General features: G+C 53.3%; 20 protein-coding genes. 5 read left to right on the top strand and 15 right to left on the bottom strand.

Going from position 1 to position 20739, the window contains the following annotated elements:
- Window positions 1–59: 59 nt before the first annotated feature.
- Window positions 60–632 (bottom strand): TetR/AcrR family transcriptional regulator, encoded by a 573-nt coding sequence (locus tag QW71_RS15385; protein ID WP_039299874.1) that lies wholly within the window; start codon window positions 630–632, stop codon window positions 60–62.
- Window positions 633–877: 245 nt separating this feature from the next.
- Between QW71_RS15385 and QW71_RS15380 the strand changes: the two genes are divergently transcribed.
- Window positions 878–1993 carry an FAD:protein FMN transferase gene (locus QW71_RS15380; RefSeq protein WP_039299871.1) on the top strand — a complete coding sequence of 372 codons (1116 nt, stop codon included), beginning with the start codon at window positions 878–880 and terminating at the stop codon, window positions 1991–1993.
- 75 nt (window positions 1994–2068) lie between these two features.
- Here QW71_RS15380 and QW71_RS15375 read toward each other — a convergent pair whose 3' ends face one another.
- The 8 genes from QW71_RS15375 to QW71_RS15340 all read right to left on the bottom strand — a co-directional run bounded on the left by QW71_RS15375 (window position 2069) and on the right by QW71_RS15340 (window position 9237).
- Window positions 2069–2779: an HAD family hydrolase gene (locus QW71_RS15375; RefSeq protein WP_039299868.1), complete on the bottom strand. Its 711-nt coding sequence runs from the start codon at window positions 2777–2779 to the stop codon at window positions 2069–2071.
- A gap of 22 nt (window positions 2780–2801) precedes the next feature.
- Window positions 2802–3263, bottom strand: a complete 462-nt coding sequence (locus QW71_RS15370; protein ID WP_039299865.1) for an N-acetyltransferase — start codon at window positions 3261–3263, stop codon at window positions 2802–2804.
- Window positions 3264–3292: 29 nt separating this feature from the next.
- Window positions 3293–3799 (bottom strand): metallophosphoesterase, encoded by a 507-nt coding sequence (locus QW71_RS15365; RefSeq protein ID WP_039299863.1) that lies wholly within the window; start codon window positions 3797–3799, stop codon window positions 3293–3295.
- Window positions 3800–4021: 222 nt separating this feature from the next.
- Window positions 4022–5227, bottom strand: coding sequence for an anti-sigma factor (locus QW71_RS15360; protein ID WP_039299860.1), 1206 nt, complete (start codon window positions 5225–5227; stop codon window positions 4022–4024).
- Window positions 5220–5723 (bottom strand): sigma-70 family RNA polymerase sigma factor, encoded by a 504-nt coding sequence (locus QW71_RS15355; RefSeq protein ID WP_039299857.1) that lies wholly within the window; start codon window positions 5721–5723, stop codon window positions 5220–5222. Before QW71_RS15355 ends, QW71_RS15360 begins: the two co-directional genes overlap by 8 nt.
- Before the next feature lie 167 nt (window positions 5724–5890).
- Entirely contained in the window at window positions 5891–7177 is a 1287-nt protein-coding gene (locus tag QW71_RS15350) for an ATP-binding protein (protein WP_039299854.1), read from the bottom strand.
- Window position 7178: 1 nt separating this feature from the next.
- Complete coding sequence (locus tag QW71_RS15345) at window positions 7179–8627, bottom strand: RtcB family protein (protein WP_039299852.1); 1449 nt, start codon at window positions 8625–8627, stop codon at window positions 7179–7181.
- A gap of 349 nt (window positions 8628–8976) precedes the next feature.
- Entirely contained in the window at window positions 8977–9237 is a 261-nt protein-coding gene (locus QW71_RS15340) for a YqkE family protein (protein WP_039299849.1), read from the bottom strand.
- A 90-nt stretch (window positions 9238–9327) separates the two neighbouring features.
- On the opposite strand from QW71_RS15340, the gene QW71_RS15335 reads away from it, so the two are divergent.
- Entirely contained in the window at window positions 9328–9675 is a 348-nt protein-coding gene (locus QW71_RS15335) for a helix-turn-helix domain-containing protein (protein ID WP_039299846.1), read from the top strand.
- A gap of 37 nt (window positions 9676–9712) precedes the next feature.
- Here the strand turns inward: QW71_RS15335 and QW71_RS15330 are convergent, their stop codons facing one another.
- Both QW71_RS15330 and QW71_RS15325 read right to left on the bottom strand, forming a co-directional pair.
- Window positions 9713–10216, bottom strand: a complete 504-nt coding sequence (locus tag QW71_RS15330) for a GNAT family N-acetyltransferase (RefSeq protein ID WP_039299844.1) — start codon at window positions 10214–10216, stop codon at window positions 9713–9715.
- Between the two features lie 437 nt (window positions 10217–10653).
- A complete protein-coding gene (locus QW71_RS15325) occupies window positions 10654–11496 on the bottom strand; it encodes an SDR family oxidoreductase (protein ID WP_039299928.1) in 843 nt (280 codons plus the stop codon).
- Between the two features lie 183 nt (window positions 11497–11679).
- On the opposite strand from QW71_RS15325, the gene csaA reads away from it, so the two are divergent.
- The gene (gene csaA / locus QW71_RS15320; protein ID WP_039299841.1) at window positions 11680–12009 is read left to right on the top strand and encodes a chaperone CsaA; all 330 of its coding nucleotides are present in this window, start codon (window positions 11680–11682) and stop codon (window positions 12007–12009) included.
- Between the two features lie 551 nt (window positions 12010–12560).
- Here the strand turns inward: csaA and QW71_RS15315 are convergent.
- A complete protein-coding gene (locus QW71_RS15315; protein ID WP_235441467.1) occupies window positions 12561–13898 on the bottom strand; it encodes a sorbosone dehydrogenase family protein in 1338 nt (445 codons plus the stop codon).
- Window positions 13899–14083: 185 nt separating this feature from the next.
- Here QW71_RS15315 and QW71_RS15310 point away from each other — a divergent pair, with 185 nt between their 5' ends.
- Window positions 14084–15178: a Xaa-Pro peptidase family protein gene (locus QW71_RS15310; RefSeq protein ID WP_039299838.1), complete on the top strand. Its 1095-nt coding sequence runs from the start codon at window positions 14084–14086 to the stop codon at window positions 15176–15178.
- 73 nt (window positions 15179–15251) lie between these two features.
- Here the strand turns inward: QW71_RS15310 and QW71_RS15305 are convergent, their stop codons facing one another.
- The gene (locus tag QW71_RS15305; RefSeq protein ID WP_039299835.1) at window positions 15252–15977 is read right to left on the bottom strand and encodes a queuosine precursor transporter; all 726 of its coding nucleotides are present in this window, start codon (window positions 15975–15977) and stop codon (window positions 15252–15254) included.
- A 394-nt stretch (window positions 15978–16371) separates the two neighbouring features.
- On the opposite strand from QW71_RS15305, the gene QW71_RS15300 reads away from it, so the two are divergent.
- Window positions 16372–18060, top strand: coding sequence for a methyl-accepting chemotaxis protein (locus QW71_RS15300; protein WP_039299832.1), 1689 nt, complete (start codon window positions 16372–16374; stop codon window positions 18058–18060).
- 449 nt (window positions 18061–18509) lie between these two features.
- Here QW71_RS15300 and QW71_RS15295 read toward each other — a convergent pair whose 3' ends face one another.
- A complete protein-coding gene (locus tag QW71_RS15295) occupies window positions 18510–18836 on the bottom strand; it encodes a YnfA family protein (RefSeq protein ID WP_039299830.1) in 327 nt (108 codons plus the stop codon).
- Window positions 18837–18838: 2 nt separating this feature from the next.
- Complete coding sequence (locus QW71_RS15290) at window positions 18839–20392, bottom strand: cobyric acid synthase (RefSeq protein ID WP_039299922.1); 1554 nt, start codon at window positions 20390–20392, stop codon at window positions 18839–18841.
- Between the last annotated feature and the right edge of the window lie 347 nt (window positions 20393–20739).

The following is a 20739-nucleotide window of genomic DNA, read 5'->3' as shown; positions in this document are numbered from 1 at the left end:
ACCGGGAAAGGCGGACTTTGTTAAGTTATTACAATAATTCTCTAGTTTGCCCACCCACACTATAGTAGAATCCCCGTTGAAATGAACAGGATCATATGCTCTTTAATCCGGTTTTTGTCCAGCGGCTCATGGGATTTGTTCCATTCTGTGGTGAGCGCCAGGTACATTCGCAGAATCATAAATGCCGCAACACTGGAATCGCAGGGCTTCACTTCACCGCTGCCGATGGCTTCCTCAATCTGCTGTCTCAAGAAATCCAGCGCGTATGCCTCCATCCGCTTAACACCTTCCAGCGCCTGGGCTGTTCCGATGTCCCGTACTTCCTGGGCGAGCTTCACAAATAGCTCATGATCGGACCGGAATTCCAGAATGGAATCCAGCAGATTAAGCAAATTATGCACAAAGGTCGTTTGTTCCGCCGCTACACGGTTCATCACCGACATTAATTCCTGCGAAGCCTTATCCAGAATTTCCTCAAACAGCTCTTCTTTGGTTTTGAAAAAAGTATAGATCGTGCCTTTGCCCACATTGGCGATTCTGGATACCTGATCCATAGTCGTAGCTTTATAGCCAAATTGTACAAAGGACAGGGTCGCTGCCTGCAGGATCAACGCCTTGCGGTCAATGGACATAGGTAAAACTCCTTTCTTCCTGTACGACCATAAATTGACTAAATTTAATTTTTGGTCACTAAGTCACAAATCAATTTACCATGTCCCCGGGAAGAAGACAACTTTTTGATAAAAGTTTCAATCCGCTTCCGTTCTGTAAGCTGCTCTTCTGCACAAAATGTCATGAAATTAGTATCCCTTGCCATTCTTTCTGGGGTATGATAATAAAGATGTGATCAAGAAACTAACTTTATGGATGGTGGAATATGTTTAAGAACAAGAAATCTGGCGTTATTCTGGCCGCTCTCGTCATTGTTATCGTCGCAGCTGTGGGCATCTGGCTCTTGGTGGGCAACAATGGAAAAGAAAGCACGACTACTGAAACCCCCGGCGGTGCAACGGTCACGAAAGATGGCGATACGAAGTCCCTGGAACAGACGTTTTATATTTATGATACGGTCGTGAATATCAAGGTCTTCGGTAATACTGTAGAGCAGAAGAATATGGATGATATTCAGGCGATGCTGGAACGGATGGACATCGAGTTCAGCCGCACCAAGGAGAACGGGGAATTATACGCTGTGAATCAGGCAGCAGGTAAAGAAGCGGTAGCCGTATCCGACGAAACGCTGGATATCGTGAAGCTTTCCCTTAAATATGCCGAAGAAATGGACGGGCTATATGATCCGACTGTTGGACCGCTCGTTGACCTCTGGGCAATCGGTGAAGGCGGAGAGCATGTTCCCGATCAGGCAGCGATTGATAAAGCCCGCAGCCTGACCAATTACAAGGATGTTATTGTGGATGATGCTGCGAAGACGGTGAAGCTGGCCAAAGAAGGCATGGTGCTGGACATGGGCGGGATCGGCAAAGGGTATGCCGCTGACCGGATCGCCGACTACCTCAAGGCGCAAGGCCTGGACAGTGCGATGATTAATCTCGGCGGCAGCAGTATTATTGCGCTTGGCAACAAGCCGAACGGCTCGCCGTGGAATATCGGTCTGCAGGACCCCGATCAGAGCCGCGGTACCCAGCTGGGCACCATCAAAATCTCGGACGAGGTTATCGACGCCTCCGGGGTATACGAACGTTTCTTCATGCAGGACGGTGTGCGCTACCATCATATTCTGGACCCGCGGACGGGCTTCCCGTCCCAGAACGGGCTGAAGAGCATTACCATTATGAGTCCGAACGCAACAGATGCGGATGCCTTGTCAACCGGTGTATTCCTGATGGGTCTCGAAGACGGCATGAAGTATCTTGAAGCGCTCCCGGAGAAGGTCGATGCCTTCTTCATCACAGACGACAATAAGATTCATGCCACCTCTTCGCTGAGAGAACGGCTGAATCTGACCGATCCTACGTACAGCTTCGCTGATTAATACCGCGCAGTGATGAATGTGCAGCATCGTATGCAAGCAGAAAAGGTGCCTTCCTTTGGGGAGGGCACCTTTTTGTCATACCAGCGGCAGCTCGCTGAACTCCTTATAATTGGTGAAAATATAGCTTGGCGTGTGATCTCCACCCGGCTGCCGGCCGCGCGGGTTGTACCAGCATACCTTCCAGCCTGCCGCAAGCGCACCAACCACATCGTTAGCCCATGTATCTCCTACATAGAGGCTGTTCTCAGGTGCAGTTCCCGTCATCTTATTGACATGGGCGAAGATGGCCGGGTCGGGCTTAGCCAGACCCACAGCATCCGAGATGAAGATCATCTCCGGCGGAATGATCTTATCTATCCCCAGCCCGCGCAGCTTGCCCATCTGGTGCTGCAGCGGGCCGTTGGTGATAATGCCTACCGGATGACCCAGGGCAATGAAGCGCTGAAGCTGCTCCGCCACGCCTTCGATCATCTCGATCGCGTACTGGCGGGCAATATAGGAGGCCTGAACTCTGGCTGCCTGCTCCCGGTTCAAGGGCAGGCCATATTCGGCAAAAGCCAGCTCCAGCCGCATCACCCGGGTCTCCTCCAGCTCAAGCTCCCCGCGCAGATATTTCGGCCACAGCAAATCACTGTGATGCCGTACGGTGTAGAACAGCTCCGCATAATCCAGCTTGTCTTCATCTGGCGCCGGCACCTCGCGAACCGCTTCCCGGAAAGGCACCAAATGGTCGTACAACGTATCATCCAGATCAAAAAACACTGCCAGCTTATTGCTTGTCTCCACGTAAACTCCCCTAACTATGTCTTTAAAAATATAAATGATAAGTGAAAAAGCTCTCATCCCGGATGTAGCCTTGGGCTTCATACAGACGCTGTGCGCCGGTATTATGCGTCATCGTTGAAAGCGTCAGTCCCTTCGCACCTGTCCCCTGCGCAAATCCGCGCACGCCTTCAAGCAGCAGTGAGCCAAGTCCATGCCCGCGCTGCTCCGCCGTCACAAACAGATCGTTCAGAATCCATACGGGCTGAACTGTAATGGAGGAGAAGGAAGGGTACAGCTGTGCCATTCCATACGTCCGCTTGTCCGCACCCTCACCGGCCGCTGCTATAAAAATTACAGATTCCTCATTGGACAGCCTCGCCTTCAGAAATTCCCGTGCAGCTTCCAGGTCAGAGGCTTGGCCGTAATAGCTGCGGTATTCATCGAATAGTGGAGCAAGCTCCTCCACATCCTCAAGCCCTGCCCGTTCAAAACGAAAATTCAACATGGCTCTCCCCTCCTTCTACCCAGCTTCCTTTATTCCTTGGAGTCATAAAAGACATGACGGGCCGTGATTTTACCGTCTTCAATGTCCATCAGGCCGAAGGAATACTGCTTCTCCCGTCGCTTGTCCGTAGGTGATCCGGGGTTGAACAGCAGAATACCGTTCTCCCGGCGCATCAGCGGCTGATGGGAATGGCCAAAGAGAATACAGTCCACCTCCTGGCCTTCAAAGGCCAGCAGAGCATTTCCATCGGTCCCTTTGCGGGAATACGGCGCATGTCCGTGAATCATCCCGATACGCATGCCCTCCAGCGTAACGATCTTGCTCTCACCGAAGCGCTGAATAATCTCGGCGCCATCGTTATTACCGGCGATTCCCTCCACCGGAGCAAGCCGGGCCAGCAGATCGTAGATCTCCAGCGATACCCAATCGCCCAGATGCAGAATCATATCCACCTTGCTGAATTCTTCCATAAGCACGGAGGGCAGCCCCTTGGCCCTGCTTGAGAGATGTGTATCCGATACCACTCCAATCTTCATCTGCTTCAGCTCCTAATTCATATAGTCCTCCTACCGGCACCCCGGTAGATTTCCATCCTAATTCCAAGTGTTCAAAAATGACCCGAGATACTGGAAGTAAAATAGCCGAGAAACGCTGTAAATAACGTTCCTCAGGCCATTTCACATCAACCTTCTCAAGTTTACGTACTTATAATTGTACGGTTTGCCGAACTTAGAAGCAAGCCGCGCCTGTTCTCTTCCTTATTCCCGCCAATTCCAGAGCCGGACTTCACCCACCCGCAAATGGCTGACCCAGGAGGCCTCGCGCAGCTTCAGCAGTTCCTTAACGGGTCCTGTGGCTACAGCTCCATAGAGCTGCACTCCGTGCTCCTGCAGGTAGGAGAGCGAAGTATCCAGTTCAATAAACGATGCGGCCTTCCGGGCCAGGGACTGATGCTGCTGCAGCAGCTTGAGTGTCTTGATGAAGTTCGCATCCCGCAGTTCACCGCTCCCGTAAGGATCAACAGCAGGCGAAATGCTGCTGTAGGAGGAGACCGAGCTGAACCAGCCTGTTTTTTCTGTCGTAACCTCTGATTTCAGCATATCATCGTCATGCCAGATCGGCTCATAGGGAAATCCCAGCGGACTCGTAACGACCTCATCATGGGTAGACGGCCCCGTGTCGGCTGCGAACCAGACCGGTCGCAGGTTCAGCACTTCAAACTCTTTTAGCAGCTCATCTGTGGTAAATAAATGGTCAAACGACAGGTAAGCTTCGGCAACCGTACCTTCGGGGAGCTTATCCAGCTTGTTCCACTCCTCGCTGTTATCCCCGCTGCTGACGGAACCATCTGCTGACGGGTAGAAGAAATGATAGTTGCCGCCATTACGTTCGTCCGTCCAATTGAAGGTACCGGGGTACGAAAGGCCCAGCCGGAATTCCTGGGAATACTCGCCGGCATCCAGCTTCTCGCTGCCGATCTGCTTCAGCAGATTGCCGGTTAATTCCATGCGGAAGAAATAGTGCGCGTTAGAAGAGATAGATACGCTTGTATTGGGACGGGTCACAGCAATCGCCGAGGATACAACATCACTGTAAGTCTCACCGCGGTTCCCGGTGCCGTAGAACACCACAGTAATAATGGTACTGATGATCATGAAGGCAATGAAGGCTGCAAATACAGTAATGGTGTTCACGATCCGCGCCTTCCATTTGCCGCGGCGGATAATTCTCTTCTCCCGCTTGTCCGCCTTTTTCTTCATCTTCTTGATTCCGGGAGAATCACTGCCGGCCGGGTCTGCCTTTGTCCACTGCCCGTTTGTCTGCTCTTCCCGCTCCAGCTGCTCCTCCAGATAGAGCTGATAAGCCTCCAGCTTCTCCAGCTCACTCTCCAGCGCCTCCCGCTCTTCCTCCGGAAGTGTCCCCTCACTGTATTTCCGCAGCTGTTCTTTGAACTCCTCACTCATGCTCATTCCTCCTCCGGTCCGCCTCACGCAGCTTCTGCCTGGCGCGGAATACCAGTATCTTGTATTGGGACAAGCCTACGTTCATAATGCCGGCAGCTTCCTTGTAGGTCAGCCCGTGATAATCATGCAGCAGCAGCGCATGCCGCTGCCCTTCCGGCAGACAGCTGAGCGCCAGCGCCGCCTCTTTCCAGCGTTCCTGACGCAGCAAAGTCCCTTCCGTGGTCTCCGGATGAGGCAGCCTGCTGAAAAACCCGTCTTCCTTGGACACACTCCGCTTTTCCTTGCGCTTGTAGTCCACGAAGGCGTTGTAAGCTACCCGGAACAGCCACGGCTTAATCCGTTCTTCCCGGCAATCCTCCAGATACAGATACGCCCGGTAAAAGGTCTCCTGCATCAAATCTTCGGCCGCATGGTGGTCATGGCAGAGGGAGCACAGATAGCGGTAGATGTCCGCCACATAATTCTCATATAGATCATCCAGCGAATTCGGCTCCATCTCCTCCCCCCTTAATCCATCCACGTATGAGAATGCCAAAAGTTACAGCTTCCAGCCAGAAATTTCCGGAATCATCCATCTTACTATAGCAGATTTATCTGCATCCCTACGCAAAAAGGGAGCCTCACGGCTCCCCAATCTTCCCTTTACAGTCGCTTCCCTCTTACTTAATAAAATCCGATACTGGACGAAGCATCCTTCATCCATTCCCGTTTGCGCCCCTTGTCTAGCTCACTGCGCATGCCGCGCACCAGAGACTCCACATCAGCCGTGCCATTCTCATGCCATTCCAGCGCCGCACTGACATACAGCTCGCCGAGCTGGGTCAGGGAGAAATCTCCAGTCAGTCGCGCAGCGGTGGCCGTACCCTCTTCACCTGCGAAGGCGGAGAACCCGCGCAGCTGCAGATATTCGAGGCGCAGCGCCTCATTTGGCATCTTGATCTCATAGGCCCGGTCGAAGCGCCCGGCGCGGTTCATGAGACCCGGGTCGATTTTCTCCGGATAATTGGTGGTGCCGATCAGGAAGATGCCTTCCTTCGAAGTGGCCCCGTCCAGCGTGTTGAGGAAAAAGGAGCGGACCTCCTGCGGCATGGAATCGATGTCCTCAATCACCAGTACCATCGGCGCCAGCCGGGCCGCAGCCTCGAACACCTCATTCACTGACTCGCTGCTCGTATATTCGGTAATCTGCCAGTAGATCACAGGTCCCGGTACACTTCCGGCGATCGATTTGACGAGCGTAGTCTTGCCGTTGCCCGGATGGCCGTAGAGCAGAATGCCCCGCTTGTACGGGATATCGTAAGTGACGTAGAAGCTGCGGTCCGAATCAAAAAACTGGTCGAGCGAACGGTAGATTTCTTTTTTGATCCCCGCGTCCAGCACGACCTCCTCACGCCCGACAGAGCGGGTGATGGGTTCATCCTCACGGAAGATTCCGTTACGCCGGTCAGTGAACACCGTCACCTTATTAATGTTCTGCTCCCGCTGCCGGGTGCGCACATTGGCCAGGAAGAATTGCAGCTGCGCGTCAGATGCCGCGAACACATAGTCCTGAAAGTTGATGCCGTTCTCCTGGAACACAGGCACCCGCGCCAGAGCAATGCCCATGGCAGGATACGCCAGCACATTATTGCGGATCGAGAGATGGATATTGTACTCCGGCTGCTCTTTATCATCGTCATACACAAACGTCCGGTCCTCCAGGCGGTCAAAAATCCGCGCCACATGCTCCACCCCGGCATTCCCGCTCTGCACATCGTTCTCCAGCAGCTTCCAGTATTCACTGTTGGGGTCATCGCTCGCATACAGCTCATAACGGACGCCGTAGCGGCTGTAGAGCGCTTCAAGTATGCCGTCAACCAGGCGTGCGTACACATCATAACCTTTGATGATTCCGGCTCTGTCTTCATCGTATTCGTAGATTACAGTAGGTTTCTTAATCTCCTGCTCCATCCTATTTCGTCCCCTTTATCGCTGCGAGCGGCTTGCATTTGGCCACAACAGCAGCCAGGCCGGCGCCCGTAACGCTTTCTATAATCTCATCTACATTCTTATAGGCCTGGGGAGATTCGTCAATGATAGATTCCAGGGAATGCTGATTCACTACAATCTCGTCTGCCGTCCCCACCTTCATCGACCGGGAGAATTCATGGACAGACACCAGCCGCTTCGTTGCCGAGCGGGAGCGGATGCGTCCGGCTCCATGGCAGATCGAATAATAATTCTCTTCTCCTCCGGGCTGGCCGACCATGATGTAGGAAGCGGTGCCCATCGAGCCGGGAATCAGCGCCGGATGCCCGGTCGCCGCGTAAGCCCGCGGATTATCCGCATGGTCTGCAGGCAGGGCGCGTGTCGCCCCTTTGCGGTGAACAAACTTGGTGCCTGAGGAGGTTTCCTCTTCCCACGCATAATTGTGCATCAGATCGTAGAGGGTGCGCAGCTCGCATTTCGTGCCGAAGACGTCACGGAAGCCCTCACGTACACCATAAGCGATCAGATGGCGGTTCACTACCGCATAGTTCAGCGCCGAGTACATCAGATTAACATAGTGCTGGGCCTGCGGATGTGACAGGGGCGCATAGATCAGGCGCGGGTCTGCGCTGCCCAGTCCAAGCTGGCCCATGACCTTGGCGAAGGCCGGGGTACAGAACTGATTGACCATGCCTCCCCAGGCCCGGGAGCCGGAGTGGATCATCACGGCAATCTGACCGTCCCTCAGGCCCCACGCTTCAGCCACCTCCCGCTGCTCCTCGGCGATTTCAATCGCCTGGATCTCAACGAAATGGTTGCCGCCGCCAAGGGTGCCGAGCTGGCGGTGACCCCGGTGCCAGGCCATATCCGGCAGCTCGTTCAGAATCTCGTCATCGAAGGCAAGCTTGCTGATCTCCACATGGGACAGCGCGCTTGATTTCTTCGGAGTGTAGCTGTCCGGAACATATTTGCTGGGCAGGCCGTGCAGTCCCTTGCGCACGATATTCTCCAGCCGGATATCGCTGTAGTGGCCGCGCTGCTGGGCCTCCATGGGCAGATACTTCTCAATTGCACGGACCAGCTTCCGGCGCAGCTTCACTTCACGTAGATCATCCATATGCAGATTGGTCAGATGTACACGCATGCCGCAGCCGATATCGCTGCCTACAATGGACGGCGATACATAACCTGACGCGGCATCCCAGACCGCGGTAGTCCCGATGCAGGTTCCGACGCCTACATGTACATCAGGAGTGTAGCTCATATATTCAATATTTGGAATCTGCAGATTGTTGTTAGCCATTTCCAGGACCTTATAATCAAGTGAGCCAAACAATTGCTCACTTGCATATACTTTGAGGTCGCCGCCCGGAAGGGCTACCTCATGTTTGTAGCGGGATATCTCCCCCGCCTGCTGCTTCATGCTATTCATAAATGTTTTCATTTCCTCTCAGGTTGGTAAGATAAATTCCAGTTTTGTGGTACGCAAAAAGAGCCGCAGATCAGTTCTGATCATGCGGCTCCCGGAGCGCTGGGTGCAGCTTCGAATTCAAGCTGGGACACCCGTATGCAGTTGTGACATAATAAGCACGCTGCGTATTATGTCTTCCGGACGAAGGCGATGAGATCAGATTGTTCATATGCGGTTGTAATGTGACTGTGCGGCGTTCTCAAACCATTTGTTCCAATCATGACCCATCGGCCTCCCTTCTCTAAATGATAAACCCAATAATATATGGCGCTGCTGCAGATTGTCAACCCTGATACTGGTAAAGTTTGTTTTATTTAAATTTCGACCAGTCCTGATTGCTGTTCTCCAGCAGGTGGCCGAAATCATTCTCCAGACGTTTCTGCTCTGCCTTGCGTTTATCCTCCGCTTCCTTGAGGGCGGCGTCTTTCTTGCCTTGCTCTTCGGCTTTGAGCGCATCGGACTGCGCCTTCAGCTTGTCCAGCACCTCGCGGCTGAGCAGGTCTTTGAGCGTTGCCGGAGCATCGGCCGGAGTAGGGCGCGGAGCCGGAGTTATCTTCTTCTTTTTAGCCAAGGGAATCATCCTTTCAAGTAGTGCAAATAGTTCAAATTTGTTTTAGTTATAGGTCTTTTCGTTTATAATGTACAGTAAGAGGTGAGCCTAATGAAATCCACAGAGTTATGTCCAAGGTTACAAAAAAGCATGGATATTATCGGCAGACGTTGGACGGGCTTAATCATCTATCAGCTTCTGCAAGGTCCCCAGCGCTTCGGCGCCATTGAAGCTTCGCTGCCGGTCAGCGGCAGGCTTTTGTCCGAGCGGCTGAAGGAACTGGAGCAGGAGGGTATCGTCCTGCGCGAGGTTTTTCCCGAAACGCCTGTAAGAATCCAGTATTCGTTAACTGACAAGGGCCGGGCCTTGGAATCCGTCATCCGTGATTTGCAGGTATGGTCGGAAGACTGGATTACGGAAGAAGAATGCCGGTCTGCTTCAGCTGCTCCTCCGCAATAAGTTTCACACACTGTTTCTGCGAAAGCCTTATATAAATTTACAGCTTGCGGCCTACGATAACAAGGTCACGCGGAATGCCGTCCAGCACGGCGACACCCGGCAGCAGGCCCCATTGTCCGAAACCAAACTTCCGCAGCAGCGCAAGGCTTGGCTCATTATGGCCAAACACAAAACCGACCAGGTTCTGCAGACCAAGACGCGGACATTCCTCAAGCGCCTTGGTCAGCAGGATACTTCCGGCGCCGCTGCCGCGGAATTTTTCACTTACATAGACGCTGATCTCTGCCGTTCCATTATAGGCCGGACGCCCGTAGAATGACTGGAAGCTGAACCAGGCTGCAATCTCGCCGCCTTGCCGCAGGACCCAGAGGGGACGGTGATGGCTGTTATGCTCATGGAACCACTTCACTCTATCCTCCACGGCTATCGGCGTAAGATCCGCTGTCACCATTCTTCCGGCAACCGTCGTGTTATAAATCTCCACAATCGCTCCCAAATCCTCAATTGCCGCATCCTCTATACTGTAACCTTGCCAATCCATGCTATGATTCCTCCTAAAAGTTGTATGTGATATATGAACAACATTCCCCTCATCCTATCGGCCCCAATCCAAAATTGTTGTACAAAAGGCAGGATTTTAGCTTTTTCAAGCAGCTTAGCAGGACAATTATTGTATTTCATACAACAATCCTCTCAAACACCTGGCTTTCAATGAATCAGAGTTGTAAAACGTACAACATCTATGCCTCATCTATGCCTCATCTATGTCTACAGTGCTTGCTAAAAAGTCTCCGTTCTGCCGGTAACGAATCAAATATAAGGAATTGGTTGACGTATTCTGCCAGTCCCACAGCAACTGACCAGTAACTTGTATGGTTGTTGTTTAGAGTACGGCTTATTTAGCCAGGCATTTACAGAGATTCGCTCATAATCAGTTGACGATTGTCCACTAGTTTCATTGCATTGCGGAAAACAAGGCTAGTTCAGCCCTGTCTGCTCCAGACTCCACTTCCACAGCCGTGCGGCTTCTTCTGTATTCTTCGCCCTTGGCGATAATTCCTTGATCTCGCGGCGGTAATAATATTGCCCGCTTACTTCGCTCAGCTCCGGCGCAGCCGCCAGATAAATGGCTGTGTCCGCACCTTTCTCAGGAGTCAGGAAGAAGTAGGACAGCAGCTTCAGCAGCGAGCGCCCAAAGCCTGTCTCCCGGTTCACTCCGATGCTCGTTCCCACCGCTCCCGGATGCACACAGTTCACAGTAACCCTGGTACCCTTCAGGCGTGCAGCCAGCTCCCGGGTGAACAGGATGTTGGCCAGTTTGGAACGGGCGTAAGCCTTAGCCGGATTGAAGCCGCGTGACAGCGTATGATCCTCCAGATGCAGCTTGCCAATCTTGTAGGCACCCGAAGCCACTACCACAATCCTGCCCTGTTCAGCATGCTTCAGATTATCCAATAACAACATGGTGAGCAGAAAATGACCCAGATGATTCACGCCCAAATCCTGCTCATAGCCGTCTGAAGTAAGCTCACGTCTGATGGCGACTACGCCAGCATTATTGATCAGAACATCAAGCACTGGATAGCCGGCCGTGAATTCCTCTGCAAAAGCGCGAATGCTTGCGAACGATCCCAGATCGCACAGCATCAGCCGGATTTGATCAGAGCCGCTCTGGCGCACTGCTTCCGCAAGAGCTTCCTCCCCGCGTTTGCGGCTGCGGCAGGCCATGATTACATGGGCTCCTCTGCGGGCCATTTCCACTGTCGTAGCCAGTCCCATGCCGGAATTCGCACCGGTGACAAGCACGGTTTTTCCTTTCATGGACATCTTCCTCTCTCTTGCGGGCCAGCCTGCCCAGGGCAGGGCGTAGCCTTTTCAGAGTATATGTTTTATGATAATGTTACATCATTTCTGAGGGTTAAAATAGCCCCTGGGCATGGAATAGCTTCTCAAGAGGTCTATTCCCGGTTAGAAGCAACTTATCCTACTACAGGGGGCGTGTACATGGCTACTATTGAAGATTTCTTGAAGCTGGACATGCGCATAGGAACCATTCTGTCCGCAGAGCCTTTTCCTGAGGCACGCAAACCGGCGATTAAGCTGCAGATCGATTTCGGGGAGCTCGGCATTAAGGCCTCCAGTGCACAGATCACCAAACGTTACACTCCGGAAGAGCTGATCGGCCGGCAGATTGCCGCTGTCGTGAACTTCCCGCCCAGACGGATTGCCGGCTTCCTCTCGGAAGTGCTTGTCCTCGGCGGCGTGCCGGAGGAAGGCGATGTGATTCTGCTGGCTCCGGAGCAGCAGGTGCCGAACGGGACGCCGATCGCGTAACGGACCTGCTGAACCGGCTACCCCGGATATGCCGCTTGCACTGCGCAGTCTGCATAAGCTCGCAGACCTGACGGTAAGAATATCGTCTGCTACCCATGGTGCACGGTATGCAAGCAGCCCGCAGGTGTTGATGGTTCACTTGCGGGCTGGCTGTAGCCGGGGTTTACAAGCTGCAGGCCATAACAGGAAAGGCTGTCCTCTGTGCAGGTGATCTGCAAGGAGGACAGCCTTTGTTTGTTTCATAGTTACAGAGTTACAGAGTTACGGAATTACAGTGTGAAACGGACTCAGATGACGCTATTTTGCAGAAAAGGGTGCTTTTGACGCTTATCCGGACTCAGGAGCCCTTATTTGGAATATTGTAGACCCGAATACGGTAAAACTGAGCCATTAAGGTCATCTGAGTCCGCAACGGACAGAAACCAAGCTAATATCCGGAAATAACGGCTTCTCAGTCCGCATCAGCGGCGGATGGCCGTGAAATCCCTTCTCCATTAGCATAGCCTAGTAAAGTGCCGGGGGAAGTACGCGGAAAATGCAGCTAACAGCCTTCATTTCCAATTCGGCCGCAGCGCAATCAGCTTATCATCCTGTGCGCGCGGGTTGCCTCTGCCATCCCGGTTATTGGTCATAATGTACAGGGTGCCGTCAGGCCCTTCCGCCACATTGCGGATTCGGCCATACTTCTCTTTGAATAAAGCCGTAATCTTAGGCTTGCCGCCCGAAGGAGACAAAGATACCCGCAGCAGCTGCTGCCCGGCCAGACCGGCAACCAACAGTTCGCCGCTCCATGGCCCCTGCGTAATAAAGGTCATGCCCGACGGCGCCCAGGTCTCCTTCCCGCTGTGTGCCAGCGGAGCCTTCAGCTTCAGCTTCGCGGCTCCGGTCTCATCGCCTTCAATCAGCGGCCAGCCGTAATTGGACCCGGCCTGAATACGATTGATCTCATCATGGCTCGACTGGCCATGCTCCGAGCTGTATAAGACTCCGCTCTCCGGCTGCCAGGCCAAACCCTGCGGATTGCGGTGGCCCATGCTATAAACCGGAGATCCCGGCCACGGGTTATCATCAGGGATGCCGCCGCTGGTGGTAATCCGCAGTATTTTCCCGCCCAGACTTTTCTTATCCTGCGCCAGCTCAGGCTCATAGCGTTCACCTGTGGTGATGTACAAGTAGCCGTCCGGGCCCAGCTTGACCCGTCCGCCGTTATGATTGGTGTCCCCTGGTATATTATCCAGCAGAACCTGCTTGATCTCCGCTTTGCTGCTGCCGATCTTAATCCGCAGGACCCGGTTTGCCACTCCGCCCTCCGCATTGCGGTAAGAATGATATAAATACGCCAATCCGTTGTTCTCAAACTCCCGGTCAAGCGCAAGTCCCAGCAACCCGCCCTCTCCCTTACTGATAAAGGGGGCTTCAAGCTCCAGCAGCGGGGCCGCACGAAGCTTGCCGTTCTCTATGACCCGCAGGCTGCCCGGCCGTTCGGTGAAAAAGATCCGCCCGTCCGGAGCGAATACCATCTCCCAAGGCACATTCAATCCGTCTGCCAGCGTATGGGCGGTATAGGGGAAGGCCGACGAAGCAGGCGGCTTCGGCGCGGCAGCCGTTACTTCCGGTGCCTGTGTGCTTCCAGAGGCACTAGGTGATGCTGCACCAACCGGCGCACCCGTTCCTTCACTGGCAGAGGCTCCCGGCGTTTCGGTCATCGTAGTCATCGAAGATGGAAGAGCAGTGCCGGCAGGTTGTGCGTCAAGCCGCGGATTCTCACCTGTCAGCTGCCCTTGCATATGATCTTGTTCAGAAGAGGTGCAGGCTGACAGCAGGCCCATCAGCAGGACCAAAGTTCCGCGCAGCAGAAATGTACGGAAGAGGATCGATGTACCGGACATATTCATAACCTCCTGTTAAGTAAAGCGGGAATAGAAACCAGAAATGATTGTGGCAACTATTACCCGGTGCTTAACTTCACTAAACTCCCTTTTGCATCCGTTCCAGGAACGTGCAGCCTCCCGGATTATGAATTATAATGAGGATATTGCTGTTGAAGCGTGTATATGAAAGGGGAACTATTGCAATGAATGAAGCTCTGCTTAAACTGGAGCAAGGACTTACAGAAGGGGGCTTGGATGCTCTACTCGTAACCGATCCTAAGCATGTATACTATCTGACCGGATTCGCAAGCAACCCGCATGAACGCTTTCTGGGCCTGCTGCTGATCCGCGGCGAGGAGCCTGTGCTGATCGTTCCGGCGCTGGACGCCGAAGCGGCGCATGCCGCCTCCTCGGTGAAGACTATTCTGACGCACAGCGATACGGACAACCCGTACGAGCTGCTCAAATCCCGCTTCGGCGGCGCTGCTCCGGGCAGCTTCGGCATAGAGAAGGAGCACTTCTCCGTCAGCCGCTATGAGTTGCTGGCAGACGCCATCCCAGCGGGGGCATTCAGCGACATCGGCCATCTGCTCCGCGCTATGCGCGCCATGAAGACGCCTGAAGAAATCCGCATTATGAAGCATGCCGCCGAGCTTGTGGAGGAAGTTCTCCGCCGGGGCCTGTCGCATGTCAAAGCCGGTGTCAGCGAGAATGAGCTGGTAGCGGAGCTTGAATACCTGATGAAAAAAGTCGGAGCCTCCGGCCCCTCCTTCGACACCATGGTGCTCTCCGGCCCGAATACGGCCCTGCCGCATGGCGTACCGGGTGAACGCATCATCCAGCCGGGTGATCTGCTGATGTTCGATCTTGGCGTATACGCCGCTGGCTATGCCTCCGATATTACCCGCACCTTCGCTGTAGGGGAAATCGACAGCAAGCTGATAGATATCTACAATACTGTGCTTGCTGCCAATGAAGCCGGTATTGCCGCTTCTGTTGCCGGAGCCACCTTCGGTTCTGTTGACAAGGCTGCCCGGGATGTTATTGAAGCCGCCGGCTACGGCGAATACTTCATGCACCGCGTCGGACATGGTCTCGGCATGGATACCCATGAATATCCATCACTGCATGGACTCAATACGGATATTATCGCAAACGGCAACGTTTTCACTGTAGAGCCGGGGATTTATGTGCCGAATCTTGGCGGCGTGCGCATTGAGGATGATGTGCTCGTTACGGCAGAGGGCCCGCAGACGCTGACCAGCTTCCCCAAAGCATTGACTGTGCTGAGCCTGTAATTCAGCAATTACATTACAAAAGCCCCAACCTCCGGTTCATCGGAGGCTGGGGCTTTTCGTATGCATGACTATTCTATGAAATATTGCGCTTGGTCTCCTGGGAGCTGACTGTCTGCTCCTCTTCAGCGAACTTAAAGGAACGGGCAAGGTAAAGCACCGGTGTGCCTGCACCTGTAAGCAGGAATTTGGCCAGATAGGTGGTCAGCAGAATCTCAGTCCATACCTTCAGGTCATAGGTTCCGGCAAAAGCAATCGTACAGAAGATCAGGGTGTCGACAAAAGAGCTGATCATGGTGCTGCCGTTAGAGCGGATCCAGAGCTGACGTGAGCTGCCGTAGTACTTGCGGATCCATGCGTATAAGCGCACATCCAGAAACTGGCTGATAAAATATGCGGTAAGACTGCCCAGCGCAAGTCTCGGCATCAGACCGAAGATCGTCTGGAGTGAGGATTGGGCAATATCCGTCTCCTGCGGCTCAAATACAAGCACCATCTGCATAATGACGGTAGTCATCAGCAGAGTGAAGAATCCGAACCAGACGGCATTCCGCGCTTCAGCCCGCCCGTATCTCTCATTCAGCAGGTCACTGGTCATATATAACGTGACATACATCGTATTCCCCAGCGTCATTACGATATCGAAAGGCATCGCAATCGTTTTGGCGACTTGTATATTGGCGACCACGGTTGCCATGCCTACCCAGGCATAGAGCCCTTTTTTACCGAACAACCGGTAGCAGAGCAGAAAAAACACAAAATTAACAACAACAAACAAAATCCCCCACAACAAATTAAACATATTTCTGTTAACTCCTCCTAGTTTTGGTTACGCGGGATGGTTACGAACCGCGGCTATCCACTCTTATAGAAACAAAACATTAATACTCTACCACAGAAAAAGCTAACATGCTATGAAATTTAAAATTTTCATGAAAACAGCGTATAATTCATTTTTTTCGGTAAATTGGTGATAGACTCGTTAAATATTCAATTTTTTCTGAAAAATAATGCAGTATAGAGCAAACTTTCACTATTCAACCTGAGGTTAATTCTATAGAATAGTTATCAATCACAATTCCCGTTCACAGATAGCTTCATATATGACCTACACCAATGGAATATATTGCTGCTTGCCTGGCTCTTTGTCTGGCTTGGGATATTCAGATGCAATTGACAGAAAAGGAGAGAAAGAAATGTTCCGTTTCAAAAAATCAATTAGCCGCAAGTTTACGCTTCTGCTGTTTGTCGTTCTGTTACTCACTTCTCTTTTGCTAAGTATCAGCTTCTACTTCATATCCATTAATATCATCGACAGCTATGTGATGCCGCAGATCAACAAGTCTCTGACTGCCTCAGCCCAGGATGTATATAAGAATCTGAATGCTACAAGCGCGCAGCAGGCCCTTAACAAGAATGAACAGGCGGGGACCAATGTAGAATTTTACTTTGAAGAAAAGCGGAAGCAGCACGATGTTGAGACCATTTTCCTCATTGACCTGAAGGAAGGCAAAGCTACTGTTCTGGTCGCAGATCATAACGCCAAGCTTCAGCGTGAAGAATCCATTGAGGTATTGCCTGCCATGGAGCAAGCCTCCAAAGGAAAATCCGGACTTAGTGAAATCTATAGTGATAGTCATGGTATACATAAGACTGCATTTGTTGGCGTTCCCGGCACCGCCATGCTCGTTGGCGTAAGCTCTGATGTCGGCTTTATTCAAGAAAAGATGAGCAGCATTCTGTGGACCAGTGCGGGAATCACCCTGCTGGCACTTATTGTCGGACTCTCCAGCGCCACACTGATGAGCCGCAGAATCATCCGTCCGATTAAACTGCTGGCGGCCTACAGCAACAAGCTGGCCGGAGGCGATTTCACCGAAGCACTTACGATAAAAGGCAACGATGAAGTAGGCCAGCTCTCCGAGAGCTTCCGGATCATGAGCGAGCGGCTCAAGGAGATGATCGGACATGTGCTGGATACATCGGGCGCAGTCGTTGCCGATTCCAATGATCTGAAGGAACGTGTTCAGATTCTGAACAATATGGCTGAGCAATCTGCTGTCTCTGTAGAGGAAATCGGTAAAGGCAGCACTACGATTGCGAGCAGCGCACTCGATAATTCCCGGGCCATGGATGAGATCAACATTGGCATCCAGCATATCGCTTCCGCCGCCGGTGAGGTCACAGAGCAGATCAGTGAAGCCTCCGCCGAAGCCATGGGCGGTAATGACATTGCCCAGAGTGCTGTGCAGCAGATGCGCCAGGTAGAACAGGCCTCGGTACAGTCGCTGGAGCAATTCCGCATCATGAATGAACGCTCGCTGATGATCGGGGAAGTGGTGCAGGGCATTACCGAAATCACGAAGCAGATTCAGATGCTGTCGCTTAACGCATCTATTGAAGCAGCGCGCGCCGGAGAGCATGGACGGGGATTCGCTGTCGTGGCCGGTGAAGTGCGCAAGCTGTCTGAGCAGTCCAAGGAATCCAATGAGCAGATCCGCGAATTCCTGCTCGGACTTCAGGAAGATATGAACCACTCGGTATCCGAGATGAACCACGTGAATACAGAAGTAGCTTCAGGTATGAACAAAGTGGTGGAAGCAGGCAATGCCTTCAATCATCTGCTGATTCTTATCCAGAGCATCAACCACAGCATCCAGTCCGTATCTGCCGCTACCCAGCAGATTTCGGCAGGCACCGAAGAAGTCAGCGCCTCGGTGGAAGAAACGGCACAGATTACAGCCAAGTCGCAGCAGAGCGCCGATACGCTGGCCGGCAACTCTGCCCGCCAGCACCAGGAGCTGGAAGGCCACGCGCTGACCGTAGAGCATCTGCATGAGCAGGCCGTGAAGCTGCAGAAGGCTGTCGAGCAGTTTAAGATTTAGCTTGTTCTGTTCAATCAACTCTATAAAGCTGTTTAATAGTAAATATAAAAAGCAGCTCCAAAGGCCTCGTGGCTGTTGGAGCTGCTTTTTTGCATAGGGACAAGCGCAATCCTTCAATTCCTCAAATTTGATTCGTTGCTGACACCTTGAGATTCTTAAGTTCACGCCGTTTCAGTATAAATGTTGTACGAGATAAATGTTGTACGAGTTACAACTCCGATTCATAGATACCAGGTTTTTTAGAAGGATTGTTGTATGTAATACAATAATTTTCCTGATTTTCCGTTTAGAAAAGGAGAAATTCTGCATTCCGTACAACATTTTCAAATTAGGACCGAAGCAATCTGCAAAATGTTGTATTTTGGGCAGGATTTCATAGAATAACAAGGTTCCATCACAATCCGTGGGTGAGAATAGAGGGATTCGTGCGATAACTGATTAGGACATGCTCAGTGCCTCGGTGCCCACAAGATGACAGAGACCCCAATCACGCAGATGCCGGCGCCGATCCAGTCGTAGAGATCCGGTGTTTTCCGGTCCACCAGCCAGCCCCACAGCACAGCAAGCACGACGAATACTCCGCCATAGGCGGCATATACCCGGCCAAAGGAAGGAAACTTCTGCAGCGTCGGGATAATACCATACGCGATCAGGATGGCAGAGCCTGCCAATCCGTACCACAGCGGCCGCGATTCCCGCAGCCAGAGCCAGACCAGATACCCGCCCCCGATCTCGGCCAGTCCGGCAACAATAAACAGCAGAACCGCAATAGCCATCCCTATTCCTCTCCTCCCCGCAAGCCCATAATATTGTAAACGGCTTCCATGTCCAGATGTGATCTTACAGCATCCGCCAGCCGGTCAAATTCCTGCTCACGGAGCGCAGCAGCTGAGAAGGTTACGGCTAGCGGTGCGAGTCCTTTGGCAATACGCAATCCGTCCAGCCAGCTGCGGCGCAGCCCGTCATTGTGGAACAAGCCATGCAGATAGCTGCCCCAGATTCTGCCGTCCGGGGTTCCCCAGCCTTCCGGCAGAGCCTGTCCTTCCGGCCCGTCCAGACTGAACAGACTGCGTACTGAAGCAGCATCATGATTCGTCGTCATTCCCATATGTATCTCGTAGCCGGTAATGGGCATCTCTCCGATTGAGGCGGGCGCCTGTGTGCTTAGTTGCAGCGGATGAGCCGCAGCCAGTGTTCCGCTCACGCGTACTGTGGTCTTCTGCTGCAGGAACGCCGTTGACAGCGGCAGATACCCGAGGCCCTCACTCTCACCCGGTTCAGCACTCTCAACCGCATGAGGATCAAGCAGCTTCAACCCCAGCATCTGATATCCGCCGCAGATTCCGGCAAGCTGCTGCGTCCCCTGTCCCAGTGCACGCTCTATTGCCTCCGGGAACCCCTGCTCCCGCAAATACTGCAGGTCGGCAGCTGTATTCTTCGTGCCCGGCAATATAATGACATCCGGCGTTCCAAGCTCGTCTGCCGACAGGACATAGCGTACGGCAGCATCCGGCTCATCCTCCAGCGGATCGAAGTCGGTGAAATTGGAGATGCGCGGATAGCGGATGACCGCAATATCAAGTTCTTTCATAGAACCTTCACGCACGCGGCCTGAGGTTCCTTCCAGAACTACGGAGTCCTCCGCCTCAATCCGCAGCTGCGGCAGGAACGGCAGCACCCCCAGCACCGGAATGCCTGTACGCTCCTCCAGCCAGTCAAGCCCGGGCTGCAGCAGCGAGACATCGCCGCGGAATTTATTGATAATGAAGCCTTGGACCCGGGCCCGTTCATGCGGCTCCAGCAGCTCCAGCGTACCCACAATGAAAGCAAACACGCCGCCCCGGTCAATATCGGCAACCAGCAGCACCGGGGCATCTGCCCAGCCTGCCAGATTCATATTGACGATATCCCGCGCCTTGAGGTTGATCTCCGCGGGGCTGCCTGCGCCTTCCATCAGCACAACATCATATGCCTTGCGCAGACGCCCAAGCGCGTCCATTACGGTCCCTTTAGCCTCGGGAAGAAATTTCTCGCGGTATTCCCTTGCACTGAGCGCTGCATGCGGCACACCATGCACCACAATCTGCGCGCTCATCTCACCGGATGGCTTCAGCAGGATCGGATTCATGTCACTGGTAGCCGTAATGCCGAAGGCTTCCGCCTGCATCCCCTGGGCGCGGCCGATTTCTTTGCCGTCTGCTGTAACATAAGAATTCAGCGCCATATTCTGCGACTTGAACGGTGCCGTACGGTAGCCGTCCCGGGTCATAATCCGTCCGATGGCAGCGGTGACGAGGCTTTTGCCGACATCGGAGGCGGTTCCCTGCACCATCAGCACGGCGGCTGGCTGCTGCTTGCCGCGTCCATCTGCACCCCCCGGCGCTGCGGTAGCTGGCTGCTGCTTATCCGCTCCCCGAGCAGCTCCCGTCGCTGCCTGAAGTGCGGCCTTACCTGAGGCTGTATCTTCCATGTTCATCTTCCTCGCTTCCTCGCTTTCTGGCTGCTGCCGGTGTTCAGGGCGATGCAGCCCTATGGCCCTATTGGAGCGCTGTGCGGTGCTGCCCTAAGTGCATGGCGGACGCTGTTCCGCTACAGGTTGTGCTGCAGCAGCACCAGCACCAGCAGAACCACCGTCTCCAGCAGCTCACCCAGCGCGCCGTAGATGTCGCCGGTGAGCCC

This window comes from Paenibacillus sp. IHB B 3415 (assembly GCF_000802655.2).
Taxonomy (GTDB): Bacteria; Bacillota; Bacilli; order Paenibacillales; family Paenibacillaceae; genus Paenibacillus_AQ; species Paenibacillus_AQ phytohabitans.
Note: the sequence above shows the minus strand (reverse complement) of the source record. Positions and strands in the feature narration are given on the sequence as shown.